Annotated in this window: 8 protein-coding genes; all 8 read right to left on the bottom strand. The window is 68.2% G+C overall.

Annotated elements, in window-relative coordinates:
• Window positions 1–11: 11 nt before the first annotated feature.
• The gene (fusA, locus tag DMB38_RS22085; protein ID WP_125936640.1) at window positions 12–2132 is read right to left on the bottom strand and encodes an elongation factor G; all 2121 of its coding nucleotides are present in this window, start codon (window positions 2130–2132) and stop codon (window positions 12–14) included.
• A gap of 39 nt (window positions 2133–2171) precedes the next feature.
• Window positions 2172–2642, bottom strand: a complete 471-nt coding sequence (gene rpsG, locus DMB38_RS22080; protein ID WP_027771073.1) for a 30S ribosomal protein S7 — start codon at window positions 2640–2642, stop codon at window positions 2172–2174.
• 2 nt (window positions 2643–2644) lie between these two features.
• Window positions 2645–3016 (bottom strand): 30S ribosomal protein S12, encoded by a 372-nt coding sequence (gene rpsL / locus DMB38_RS22075; protein WP_003948652.1) that lies wholly within the window; start codon window positions 3014–3016, stop codon window positions 2645–2647.
• Between the two features lie 290 nt (window positions 3017–3306).
• Entirely contained in the window at window positions 3307–3783 is a 477-nt protein-coding gene (locus DMB38_RS22070; protein ID WP_125939188.1) for a DUF1707 and DUF4190 domain-containing protein, read from the bottom strand.
• A gap of 312 nt (window positions 3784–4095) precedes the next feature.
• Entirely contained in the window at window positions 4096–8022 is a 3927-nt protein-coding gene (locus tag DMB38_RS22065; RefSeq protein ID WP_125936639.1) for a DNA-directed RNA polymerase subunit beta', read from the bottom strand.
• 130 nt (window positions 8023–8152) lie between these two features.
• Window positions 8153–11638: a DNA-directed RNA polymerase subunit beta gene (gene rpoB, locus DMB38_RS22060; RefSeq protein ID WP_125936638.1), complete on the bottom strand. Its 3486-nt coding sequence runs from the start codon at window positions 11636–11638 to the stop codon at window positions 8153–8155.
• 614 nt (window positions 11639–12252) lie between these two features.
• Window positions 12253–12639: a 50S ribosomal protein L7/L12 gene (gene rplL, locus DMB38_RS22050; protein ID WP_047017548.1), complete on the bottom strand. Its 387-nt coding sequence runs from the start codon at window positions 12637–12639 to the stop codon at window positions 12253–12255.
• 99 nt (window positions 12640–12738) lie between these two features.
• Window positions 12739–13293, bottom strand: a complete 555-nt coding sequence (gene rplJ / locus DMB38_RS22040) for a 50S ribosomal protein L10 (protein WP_047017547.1) — start codon at window positions 13291–13293, stop codon at window positions 12739–12741.
• Between the last annotated feature and the right edge of the window lie 183 nt (window positions 13294–13476).

Below are 13476 nucleotides of genomic sequence, written 5' to 3'. Positions count from 1 at the left end.
AGCCTACGGCTTCACTCGCCCTTGGCCTTCGCGATGATCTCCTCGGCGACGTTCTTGGGAACCTCGGCGTAGGAGTCGAACTGCATGGAGTAGCTCGCCCGGCCGGACGTCTTGCTGCGCAAGTCGCCGACGTAGCCGAACATCTCCGACAGCGGGACCAGACCGGTGACCAGCTTGGCACCACTCCGGTCCTCCATGGACTGGATCTGTCCACGGCGCGAGTTGATGTCGCCGATCACGTCGCCCATGTAGTCCTCGGGCGTCGTGACCTCGACCTTCATCATCGGCTCCAGCAGGACCGGAGCGGCCTTGCGGGCGGCCTCCTTGAAGGCCATCGAGCCGGCGATCTTGAAGGCCATCTCGGACGAGTCCACCTCGTGGTAGGCACCGTCCAGCAGGCGCACACGCACGCCCGTCAGCGGGTATCCGGCGAGGATGCCGAATTCCATGGCCTCCTGGCTGCCCGCGTCCACCGAGGGGATGTACTCCTTGGGGATGCGGCCGCCGGTGACCTCGTTGACGAACTCGTAGCCGTCGCCCTCCAGCGGTTCGAGCGCGATGATGACGCGCGCGAACTGGCCGGAGCCGCCGGTCTGCTTCTTGTGCGTGTACTCGTGCTTCGCCACCGGCCGGCGCACCGTCTCGCGGTACGCCACCTGCGGCTTACCGACGTTCGCCTCGACCTTGAACTCGCGCTTCATGCGGTCGACCAGCACGTCCAGGTGCAGTTCGCCCATGCCCGAGATGATCGTCTGGCCGGTCTCCTCGTCCGTCTTGACCCGGAACGACGGGTCCTCCTCGGCGAGGCGCTGGATCGCGACGCCCAGCTTCTCCTGGTCGCCCTTGGACTTCGGCTCGATGGCGACCTCGATCACCGGGGCCGGGAAGTCCATGGACTCCAGGATGACCGGATTCGCCGGGTCGCTCAGGGTCTCGCCGGTGGTGGTCTGCTTCAGACCCATGACGGCGACGATGTCGCCGGCACCCACCGAGTCGATCTCTTCGCGCTTGTTGGCGTGCATCCGGTAGATCTTGCCGATGCGCTCCTTGCGGCCCTTCACCGAGTTCTGCACCTGCGAGCCGGCGTTCAGCCGGCCCGAGTAGACCCGGATGAAGGTCAGCTTGCCCAGGTGCGGGTCGCTGGCGATCTTGAAGGCGAGCGCGGAGAGCGGCTCCTCCTCCGAGGGCCGGCGGACGATGACCTCGTCGGGGTCGCCCACGGCGTGGCCCTCGATGGCCTCGACGTCCAGCGGCGACGGCAGGTAGCGCACGATCGCGTCGAGCAGGGGCTGCACGCCCTTGTTCTTGAACGCGGTGCCGCAGAACACCGGGGTGACGGTGGTGCCCTCGCCCTTGCCGGAGTTGATGGTGATACGGCGCACGGCCGCGTAGAGCTGCTCCTCGGTGGGCTCCTCGCCCTCCAGGTACAGCTCCATCATCTCCTCGTCGTTCTCGGCGACGGCTTCGAGCAGCTTGCCCCGCCACTCGTCGGCCGCCTCCAGGTGCGTCTCCGGGATGTCGACGACGTCGTACGCCTCGCCGAGCTTGGCCTCGGGCGACCACACGAACGCCTTCATCCGGACCAGGTCGACGACGCCCTTGAAGTCGGCCTCGGTACCGATCGGGAGCTGCATCACCAGCGGGGTCGCGCCCAGCCGGTCGGTGATCATGTCGACGCAGCGGTGGAACTCGGCACCCGTGCGGTCCAGCTTGTTGACGAAGCAGATACGCGGGACGCCGTACCGGTCGGCCTGGCGCCACACGGTCTCGGACTGCGGCTCGACACCGGCCACGCCGTCGAACACCGTCACCGCACCGTCGAGCACGCGCAGCGAGCGCTCCACCTCGACGGTGAAGTCGACGTGGCCCGGGGTGTCGATGATGTTGATGGTGTGGTCGACCTCGTCGAGCGGCCAGTGACAGGTCGTCGCGGCGGACGTGATCGTGATGCCGCGCTCCTGCTCCTGCGCCATCCAGTCCATCGTGGCTGCGCCGTCGTGGACCTCACCGATCTTGTACGAGACACCGGTGTAGTACAGGATCCGCTCGGTGGTGGTCGTCTTGCCCGCGTCGATGTGGGCCATGATCCCGATGTTGCGGACCTTGGCCAGGTCAAGTGAAGTGGTGGCCATGTTGGCTCAGTCTTCTCTCTCGTAATACGGGGTTCTCGACTACCAGCGGTAGTGCGCGAAGGCCTTGTTGGCGTCGGCCATCTTGTGCGTGTCCTCGCGGCGCTTGACGGAGGCGCCGAGGCCGTTGCTGGCGTCCAGCAGCTCGTTCATGAGGCGCTCGGTCATCGTCTTCTCACGGCGGGCGCGGGAGTAACCCACGATCCAGCGCAGCGCGAGCGTGGCGGACCGGCCGGGCTTCACCTCGACCGGGACCTGGTACGTCGCGCCACCGACGCGGCGGGACTTGACCTCGATGGCCGGCTTGACGTTCTCCAGGGCGCGCTTCAGCGTGATGACCGGGTCGTTGCCGGTCTTGTCGCGCAGGCCCTCCATGGCGCCGTACACGATGCGCTCGGCGGTGGAGCGCTTGCCGTGCAGCAGCACCTTGTTGATCAGCGAGGTCACCAGAGGAGAGTTGTAGACCGGGTCGATGTGCACCGGTCGCTTCGGGGCGGGGCCCTTACGAGGCATGCTTACTTCTCCTTCTTGGCGCCGTAGCGGCTGCGGGCCTGCTTGCGGTTCTTGACACCCTGGGTGTCGAGCGAACCGCGGATGATCTTGTAGCGAACGCCCGGCAGGTCCTTCACACGGCCACCGCGCACGAGCACGATCGAGTGCTCCTGCAGGTTGTGCCCCTCACCCGGAATGTAAGCGGTGACCTCGATCCCACTGGTCAGACGCACACGCGCGACCTTACGCAGGGCCGAGTTCGGCTTCTTGGGGGTGGTGGTGAACACACGCGTGCACACGCCACGGCGCTGGGGCGAACCCTCGAGCGCGGGCGTCTTGTTCTTCTCGACCTTGTCCTGCCGGCCCTTGCGGACCAGCTGCTGGATCGTAGGCACCGTTTCTCCGGTTTCTGTGTGCCGATCTCGATACTTCTAACCTGGGGTTTTGTCCGTGAAGACCGGCCGGCCCCCGACCCACGCGGTCGGGTGTGTCGCAAGCCCCGTACGTCCCCGCCAGTCTCACGGGGAAGTGCAGCTCTTCGGTGTCACAGCCTCGGCGCCTTCGCGGGAGCGCCCCCGCGCACGCGAAGACCCGGGGACACCCCAGGCACAAGGTCAGAGGGTACCTACAGCCACCCGCTCCGGTCAAAACAAAGAGACATAAGGGACGGGAGCCCTGGGTATGGTTATCCCCCGCTGCCGGCCGCGGCGGCCACGATGAGGGCGATGAAGGCGACGAAACTGAGCGTCAGATAGCCGATGACCAGGCCCGCGAGGGCCATGCCCTCGCCCTGCTCGCCGGTCCTGCGGATCTCGGCGCGCGCCTTGTGGCCCAGGACGATCGCCGGGATGAACGTCACGCCGAACGTCGCCGGCACCAGCGCCCCGCACACCATCGCGCCGACCGCCGAGCTGTTCGTACGCCGCGGGGGCGGCAGGACGGGCACGGGCTGGAACGTACGCGGCACCACGGCCGGCATCGTGGGGATGCCGGCGGGGCCCTGCGGCAGGTCGTAGACGAGCGCGTGCAGCTCGCCGTAGGTCTGCGCGTCGTACGCCTGTGCCATGCGCTGCTCGTACTCCGGCTGGGTGAGCCTGCCCTCCGCGAACCCGGCCTTCAGCACGTCGACGGTCCGCTCCCGGTCGGCGTGCGCGGCACGCATGGACGGGGGCCGGCTGTGGTCCCACGGCTGCATGGACACTCAGGAACCTCCCCACCCGCGGTCTCCGCGTACCGCGTGCTTCTATTGTGCTCGACGCACGGGGCGCCGGGGGAGTTCCGGCGCGACACCGAGAAGTTGACGCCACCGCGCGCCCCCCGCGCCCCGCGTCGTCCGGTTCACACGCGGCCGCAGCGCGGCCCCCGGCCGCGCGGGCGGCCGGGACCCGCGCGGCCGCCCAGGGGCCCCGGGAACGCCGCAGGGCGGCTCTCCCGGGGGAGAGCCGCCCTGCGGGGCGTGCGGTGACCGCGGCCGTTACTGGTTGTACGGGCCGTAGTCGTAGTCCTCCAGCGGGACCGCCTGGCCGGAGCCGGTGCCGAAGGGCGAGTAGTCGATGTCGTCGTAGCCGACGGTCGAGTACATCGCGGCCTTCGCCTCCTCGGTGGGCTCCACCCGGATGTTGCGGTAGCGGGACAGGCCCGTACCGGCCGGGATCAGCTTGCCGATGATCACGTTCTCCTTGAGGCCGATCAGGGAGTCCGACTTGGCGTTGATCGCCGCGTCGGTCAGCACCCGGGTCGTCTCCTGGAACGACGCCGCCGACAGCCACGACTCGGTGGCCAGCGACGCCTTCGTGATGCCCATGAGCTGCGGCCGGCCGGAGGCGGGCTGGCCGCCCTCGGCCACCACGCGCCGGTTCTCCTGCTCGAACTTCGAGCGCTCGACCAGCTCGCCCGGCAGCAGCTCCGCGTCGCCGGACTCGATGATCGTCACCCGGCGCAGCATCTGCCGGATGATGATCTCGATGTGCTTGTCGTGGATGGACACGCCCTGGCTGTTGTAGACCTTCTGCACCTCGCCGACCAGGTGGACCTGCACGGCCCGCTGGCCCAGGATGCGCAGCACGTCGTGCGGGTTCTCCGTACCGACGGTCAGCTTCTGGCCGACCTCGACGTGGTCGCCCTCGCCGGCGGTGAGACGGGCGCGCTTGGAGACGCCGTACGCGACCTCGTCGGAACCGTCGTCGGGAGTGACGACGACCTTCTTGGTCTTCTCCGTCTCCTCGATCCGCACCCGGCCCGCGGCCTCCGAGATCGGCGCCACGCCCTTGGGCGTACGGGCCTCGAAGAGCTCGACGACACGCGGCAGACCCTGGGTGATGTCCTCACCCGCCACACCGCCGGTGTGGAAGGTGCGCATCGTGAGCTGGGTGCCGGGCTCGCCGATGGACTGGGCGGCGATGATGCCCACGGCCTCGCCGATGTCCACCAGCTTGCCGGTGGCCAGCGAACGGCCGTAGCACATGGCGCAGGTGCCGACGGCGGACTCGCAGGTGAGCACCGAGCGGGTCTTGACCGTCGCCACGCCGTGCCGGATCAGCTCGTCGATGAGCACGTCGCCCAGGTCGGTGCCGGCCGGGGCCAGCACCTTGCCGTCGACGACGATGTCCTCGGCGAGGCAGCGCGCGTACACCGAGGTCTCGACGTCCTCGGCCTTGCGCAGCACGCCGTCGGCGCCGACCGACGCGATCTCCAGCTTCAGGCCGCGGTCGGTGCCGCAGTCCTCCTCGCGGATGATCACGTCCTGCGAGACGTCCACCAGACGACGGGTCAGGTAACCCGAGTCGGCGGTGCGCAGCGCGGTGTCGGCGAGACCCTTGCGGGCGCCGTGCGTGGAGATGAAGTACTCCAGCACGGACAGGCCCTCGCGGAACGAGGACTTGATCGGCCGCGGGATGGTCTCGTTCTTGGCGTTGGACACCAGGCCGCGCATACCCGCGATCTGGCGCATCTGCATCATGTTTCCGCGCGCACCCGAGTTGACCATCATGAAGATCGGGTTGGTCTTCGGGAAGTTCTCGTTCATGGCCTCGGCGACCTCGTTGGTCGCCTTGGTCCAGATCGCGATGAGTTCCTGGGTGCGCTCGTCCTTGGTGATCAGGCCGCGCTCGTACTGCTTCTGGACCTTCTCGTCCTGGGCCTCGTACCCGGCGATGATCTCCTTCTTCGCCTCCGGCACGACCACGTCCGAGATGGCGATGGTGACGCCGGAGTGGGTGGCCCAGTAGAAGCCCGAGGACTTCAGGTTGTCCAGGGTCTGCGCGACGAGGACCTTCGGGTAGCGCTCGGCGAGGTCGTTGACGATCTCGGAGAGCTGCTTCTTGCCGACGGTGTAGTGGATGAACGGGTAGTCCTCGGGCAGCAGCTCGTTGAAGAGCGCGCGGCCCAGGGTGGTGCGGAGCCGGAACGGGTCGCCCGGCTGCCAGTCCGAGTCGGCCGCGGCCCCTCCCCCGACGCCGTCGTCCGCTTCGGCCACCGGCGGCGTCCAGCCGCGCGGCGGCACGGAGCCGACGGGGAACCGGATGTCGACGTTCGCCTGGAGCGACAGCTCGCCGGCGTCGAAGGCCATGATCGCCTCGGCGACCGACGCGAACGAGCGGCCCTCGCCCTTCTTCTCACCCTCGATCTCGTCGGTGGTGAGGAAGAAGAGCCCGAGCACCATGTCCTGGGTGGGCATGGTGACGGGACGGCCGTCGGCCGGCTTGAGGATGTTGTTCGAGGACAGCATGAGGATGCGGGCCTCGGCCTGGGCCTCCGCGGAGAGCGGCAGGTGCACGGCCATCTGGTCGCCGTCGAAGTCCGCGTTGAACGCGGTGCAGACGAGCGGGTGGATCTGGATGGCCTTGCCCTCGACGAGCTGCGGCTCGAACGCCTGGATGCCGAGGCGGTGCAGCGTCGGCGCCCGGTTCAGCAGCACCGGGTGCTCGGCGATGACCTCTTCCAGCACGTCGTACACGACCGTGCGGCCGCGCTCGACCATGCGCTTGGCGCTCTTGATGTTCTGCGCGTGGTTGAGATCCACCAGGCGCTTCATCACGAACGGCTTGAAGAGCTCCAGCGCCATGGCCTTGGGCAGGCCGCACTGGTGGAGCTTGAGCTGCGGGCCGACGACGATGACGGAACGGGCCGAGTAGTCGACGCGCTTGCCGAGCAGGTTCTGCCGGAAGCGGCCCTGCTTGCCCTTGAGCATGTCGGAGAGCGACTTGAGCGGGCGGTTGCCGGGCCCGGTCACCGGCCGGCCGCGGCGGCCGTTGTCGAACAGCGCGTCGACGGCCTCCTGCAGCATGCGCTTCTCGTTGTTGACGATGATCTCGGGCGCGCCGAGGTCGAGCAGCCGCTTCAGCCGGTTGTTGCGGTTGATGACGCGGCGGTACAGGTCGTTCAGGTCGGAGGTCGCGAAGCGGCCACCGTCGAGCTGCACCATCGGACGCAGGTCCGGCGGGATCACCGGGACGCAGTCCAGCACCATGCCGTTGGGGCTGTTGCGGGTGTGCTGGAACGCGGAGACGACCTTCAGCCGCTTCAGGGCACGGGTCTTCTTCTGGCCCTTGCCGGTGCGGATGATCTCGCGGAGCTTCTCCGCCTCCTCGTCCAGGTCGAAGGACTCCAGGCGCTTCTGGAGCGCCGCGGCGCCCATGCCGCCCTGGAAGTACGTGCCGAAGCGGTCGCGCAGCTCGCGGTAGAGCAGCTCGTCGCCCTCCAGGTCCTGGACCTTGAGGTTCTTGAAGCGGTTCCACACCTCGTCCAGGCGGTCCAGCTCGCGCTGGGCCCGGTCGCGGAGCTGCTTCATCTCGCGCTCGCCGCCCTCGCGCACCTTGCGGCGCACGTCGGCCTTGGCGCCTTCGGCCTCCAGCTCGGCCAGGTCGGCTTCCTGCTTCTTGGCACGGGCCTCCAGGTCGCCGTCGCGGCGCTGCTCGATCTGCTGGCGCTCGACGGAGATCTGGGCCTCCAGCGACGACAGGTCGCGCTGGCGGCGCTCGTCGTCCACCCACGTGATCATGTAGGCGGCGAAGTAGATGACCTTCTCCAGGTCCTTCGGCGCCAGGTCGAGCAGGTAGCCGAGGCGCGACGGGACGCCCTTGAAGTACCAGATGTGCGTGACGGGCGCGGCCAGCTCGATGTGGCCCATCCGCTCACGGCGCACCTTGGCGCGGGTCACCTCGACGCCGCAGCGCTCACAGATGATGCCCTTGAAGCGGACGCGCTTGTACTTGCCGCAGTAGCACTCCCAGTCCCGGGTGGGGCCGAAGATCTTCTCGCAGAAGAGGCCGTCCTTCTCGGGCTTGAGGGTGCGGTAGTTGATGGTCTCGGGCTTCTTGACCTCGCCGTGTGACCAGGTCCGGATGTCGTCCGCGGTCGCCAGGCCGATCCGCAGCTCGTCGAAGAAGTTGACGTCGAGCACTCTCGTCAATCCCTCTCAGGGTCGTGTGTCAATGGTCTGATCGCGGGTCGCGGGGAGGGGGTGCCTCCTCCCGGGCCCGCTAGGGCCGAGGGGGTGGCGGGAGCTTCGAGGGAAGCCCCCGCCGGACCCGTCAGACCTCTTCGACGCTGCTCGGCTCACGCCGGGACAGGTCGATGCCAAGCTCTTCGGCGGCACGGAAGACGTCCTCGTCCGTGTCGCGCATCTCGATGGACATGCCGTCGGAGGAGAGCACCTCCACGTTCAGGCACAGGGACTGCATCTCCTTGATGAGCACCTTGAAGGACTCAGGGATGCCCGGCTCGGGGATGTTCTCGCCCTTGACGATGGCCTCGTAGACCTTCACGCGGCCGGTCACGTCGTCCGACTTGATGGTGAGCAGTTCCTGCAGTGCGTAGGCGGCGCCGTACGCCTCCAGGGCCCACACCTCCATCTCGCCGAACCGCTGGCCGCCGAACTGCGCCTTACCGCCCAGCGGCTGCTGGGTGATCATCGAGTACGGGCCGGTGGACCGGGCGTGGAGCTTGTCGTCCACGAGGTGGTGCAGCTTGAGGATGTACATGTAGCCGACGGAGATCGGCTCCGGGAACGGCTCGCCGGAGCGGCCGTCGAAGAGCTGCGCCTTGCCGGACGGCTGCACCATGCGGTCGCCGTCGCGGTTGGGCAGCGTGTTCTGGATGAGGCCGGCCAGCTCGTCCTCACGGGCGCCGTCGAAGACCGGCGTCGCCACGTTCGTACCGGCCGCGACCTGGTCGGCGCCGATGCCCTGCAGGCGCTCGGCCCACTCCTCCTTGATGCCGGAGACGTCCCAGCCCTGGGCGGCGAGCCAGCCCAGGTGGATCTCCAGCACCTGACCCGGGTTCATCCGGGAGGGCACGCCGAGCGGGTTGAGGATGATGTCGACCGGGTGGCCGTCCTCCATGAACGGCATGTCCTCGATCGGCAGGATCTTGGCGATGACGCCCTTGTTGCCGTGCCGGCCGGCGAGCTTGTCGCCGTCGGTGATCTTGCGCTTCTGGGCGACGTAGACCCGGACGAGCTGGTTCACGCCGGGCGGCAGTTCGTCGCCCTCCTCGCGGTCGAAGACGCGGACGCCGATGACGCGGCCGGTCTCGCCGTGCGGGACCTTCAGGGACGTGTCACGGACCTCGCGGGCCTTCTCGCCGAAGATCGCGCGCAGCAGCCGCTCCTCCGGGGTCAGCTCCGTCTCGCCCTTGGGCGTGACCTTGCCGACCAGGATGTCGCCGGCGACGACCTCGGCGCCGATGCGGATGATGCCGCGCTCGTCGAGGTCGGCCAGGACCTCCTCGGAGACGTTCGGGATGTCCCGGGTGATCTCCTCGGGGCCCAGCTTGGTGTCGCGGGCGTCGACCTCGTGCTCCTCGATGTGGATCGAGGACAGGACGTCGTCCTGCACGAGGCGCTGGCTGAGGATGATGGCGTCCTCGTAGTTGTGGCCCTCCCACGGCATGAACGCCACCAGGAGGTTCTTGCCGAGCGCCATCTCGCCCTCGTCGGTCGAGGGGCCGTCGGCGAGCACCTGGCCCTCGATGACGCGGGAGCCCTCGTCCACGAGCACCTTCTGGTTGAAGGAGGTGCCCTGGTTGGAGCGATGGAACTTGTTGACGCGGTACGTGGTGTACGTGCCGTCGTCGTTGGCGACGGTGACGTAGTCCGCGGAGACCTCCTGGACCACACCGTCCTTGTCGGCCTTGATGACGTCGCCGGCGTCGACCGCGCAGCGGTACTCCATGCCGGTGCCGACGAGGGGGGCCTCGGCCCGGATCAGCGGCACGGCCTGGCGCATCATGTTGGAGCCCATGAGCGCGCGGTTGGCGTCGTCGTGCTCCAGGAAGGGGATCATCGCGGTCGCGACCGACACCATCTGGCGCGGCGAGACGTCCATGTAGTCGACGTCGTCGCCGGGGATGTAGTCGACCTCGCCGCCGCGGCGGCGGACCAGGACCCGGTTCTCGGCGAAGTGCAGGTCGTTCGTGAGCGGCGCGTTGGCCTGCGCGATGACGAAGCGGTCCTCCTCGTCGGCCGTCAGGTAGTCCACGTCGTCGGTGACGACGCCGCCGACGACCTTGCGGTACGGGGTCTCGATGAAGCCGAAGGCGTTCACCCGGCCGTACGAGGCGAGCGAGCCGATGAGGCCGATGTTCGGGCCTTCCGGCGTCTCGATCGGACACATGCGGCCGTAGTGCGACGGGTGCACGTCGCGGACCTCGAAGCCGGCCCGCTCACGGGAGAGACCGCCGGGGCCCAGCGCGTTGAGCCGGCGCTTGTGGGTGAGCCCGGACAGCGGGTTCGTCTGGTCCATGAACTGCGAGAGCTGGCTGGTGCCGAAGAACTCCTTGATGGAGGCGACGACCGGCCGGATGTTGATCAGGGTCTGCGGCGTGATCGCCTCGACGTCCTGGGTCGTCATGCGCTCGCGCACGACGCGCTCCATACGGGCGAGGCCCGTACGCACCTGGTTCTGGATCAGCTCGCCGACGTTGCGGATGCGGCGGTTGCCGAAGTGGTCGATGTCGTCGGTCTCGACGACCACGGACTGGCCGTTGTCCCCGACGGTCTCGACCTCACCGGCGTGCAGCTTCACCAGGTACTTGATCGAGGCGATGATGTCCTCGACCGTCAGCGTGCCGGCGTCGAGCGGCGCGGCGGCGCCCAGCTTCTTGTTGATCTTGTAGCGGCCGACCTTGGCGAGGTCGTAGCGCTTGGGGTTGAAGTACAGGTTCTCCAGCAGCGTCTGCGCGGCCTCCTTGGTCGGCGGCTCGCCCGGACGCAGCTTGCGGTAGATGTCGAGCAGCGCGTCGTCCTGGCCCTGGGTGTGGTCCTTCTCCAGGGTGGCGCGCATGGACTCGTACTCGCCGAACTCCTCGAGGATCTGCTCGTTCGTCCAGCCGAGGGCCTTGAGCAGCACGGTGATCGACTGCTTGCGCTTGCGGTCGATGCGGACACCGACCATGTCGCGCTTGTCGATCTCCATCTCCAGCCAGGCGCCCCGGGAGGGGATGACCTTGACGGAGAAGATGTCCTTGTCGGAGGTCTTGTCGATGGAGGAGTCGAAGTAGACGCCCGGGGACCGGACGAGCTGCGAGACCACGACACGCTCGGTGCCGTTGATCACGAAGGTGCCCTTGTCCGTCATGAGCGGGAAGTCGCCCATGAAGACCGTCTGGGACTTGATCTCCCCGGTCTCGTTGTTGGTGAACTCGGCGGTGACGAAGAGCGGCGCGGCGTAGGTGAAGTCGCGCTCCTTGCACTCGTCGATGGAGTTCTTCGGGGGCTCGAAGCGGTGGTCGCGGAAGGTCAGCGACATCGACCCGGAGAAGTCCTCGATCGGGGAGATCTCCTCGAAGATCTCCTCGAGGCCGGACTTGGTGGGGACGTCCTGTCCATGATCCAGGGCCTCCTCGACACGAGCCTTCCAGGCGTCGTTGCCGAGGAGCCAGTCGAAGCTCTCGGTCTGGAGCGCAAGAAGGTTCGGAACCTCGAGGGGTTCCTTGATCTTCGCGAAAGAGATGCGCAGCGGGGCGGTGCTGGCGCCGTTGTTCGTACTAGCGGTCGAGGCGGTGCGCGAGGCGGCCAAGAGGGGTCCTTCCGAGGGCTCGGACTCACTACGCGCGTACCGGTCCCAAAACCCACACGGGGAGGAGAACGCCCAGGTCAAAGCGTGTCTCTCAAGATCGTACGAGCTCTGGACAGACCCCTGGTGACGGGCAGGGGGCAGTTAACAGGCAGCGCAAAGGGTCAGTGTAGCGACTCGCCACACTGATGTCCAGCGGAGGCTGGAGACCAGCAAATCTTCGATCTCTCCCTGCCTGAGGAGCGCCCGCCTCGCGTGGGGCCTCCCCTGAAGTTATGCCGAATACCGGATGCCTTCGCGCTTGAAGCCATTCCCACTCGGTCACCGATCCATGCCTCGGAGTACGGACCGATGTGACGACCTGAGATGTGACGACCTGAGAATCGCGCGCCGCTGGCCGTTCGTCAAGGCCCCCCTGCCCCAGGGAGATCATGTCGGCCGCCCCGGCCGGTGAAGATCACCATACCCGCCGGTGCCCGCGGGGCAAGCGCTCCGGCCGGGGCCCCGGCAACGCAGCGAGGGCGACCACCCGCATGGGTGATCGCCCTCGGTTGCGGCAACGGGGCCGTCAGCCCCGGCGGTCCTGGCTCACAGCGCCCCGACCGGCCGGGACGAGGTCACTTGACCTCGACGGAGGCGCCGGCGCCCTCGAGGGACTCCTTGGCCTTGTCCGCGGCCTCCTTGTTGACCTTCTCCAGAACCGGCTTCGGCGTGCCGTCGACCAGCTCCTTGGCCTCCTTCAGGCCGAGCGAGGTCAGCTCGCGCACGACCTTGATGACCTGGATCTTCTTCTCGCCGGCGCCGAGCAGGACGACGTCGAACTCGTCCTGCTCCGGGGCGGCCTCGGCGGCGGCGGCGCCACCGCCCGGGGCGGCGACGACGGCGGCCGGCGCGGCGGCCTCGACGTCGAACTTCTCCTCGAACTTCTTGACGAAGTCGGAGAGCTCGAGGAGGGTCATCTCCTCGAACTGCGCGAGCAGGTCTTCCTGGCTGAGCTTCGCCATGGTGGCGGTCCTTCCACTAAGTCGGCTGGTGCCGGTTGTGCTGATGCATCGGTACGGCGGGCGTTCGCGGTGCCCGCTGAGCCACGAGGAGCGCTTCCGCTACTCCGCGGCGTCGGCGGGAGCCGGCGTACCGGCACCGCCCTGCTCGACCTTGTCGCGCAGCGCGTCCGCGGTGCGGACGAACTTCGTGAGCGGGGCCTGGAAGGTCGCCGCGGCCTTCGCCATGGACGCCTTCATGCCGCCGGCCAGCTTGGCGAGCAGCACCTCGCGGGACTCGAGGTCCGCGAGCTTGTTGATCTCGTCGGCGGTCAGAGCCTTGCCGTCGAGCACACCGCCCTTGATGACGAGAGCGGGGTTGTCCTTGGCGAAGTTACGCAGCCCCTTGGCCGCCTCGACCGGGTCACCGGTCACGAAGGCGACAGCGGTCGAGCCCTGGAGGTGCTCGTCGAGCTGGTCGAGCCCGGCCTCCTTCGCCGCGATCTTGGTCAGCGTGTTCTTCACCACTCGGTACTGCGCGTTCTCGCCGAGAGAACGGCGCAGATCCTTAAGCTGCGCCACGCTCAGTCCGGTGTACGCGGTCACGACGGCCGCGTTGGAGCCGCGGAGCTTGTCCGCGATCTCCTTGACGGCCTCGACCTTGTCCGGCGTCGCCATGAGCCTCAGCCTCCTTCCGGGTGATGGGACCGCCCTTCGGATGCACGAGGCCCTCGCACACGGCAAACGCCCCGGCGCAGGCGCTCGGGGCGTGACTCGACCGCACGGGCCCGGGGCCCGGCGGGAGGTCTTCCTCGTTCACCTGCGCGGGCCGTCCGCGGCGTACGCGGAACCTTCGGCCAC

This window comes from Streptomyces sp. WAC 06738, assembly GCF_003945505.1.
Lineage (GTDB): Bacteria > Actinomycetota > Actinomycetes > Streptomycetales > Streptomycetaceae > Streptomyces.
The sequence above is the reverse complement of the archived record's forward strand: the minus strand, read 5'-3'. Positions and strand labels throughout refer to the sequence as shown.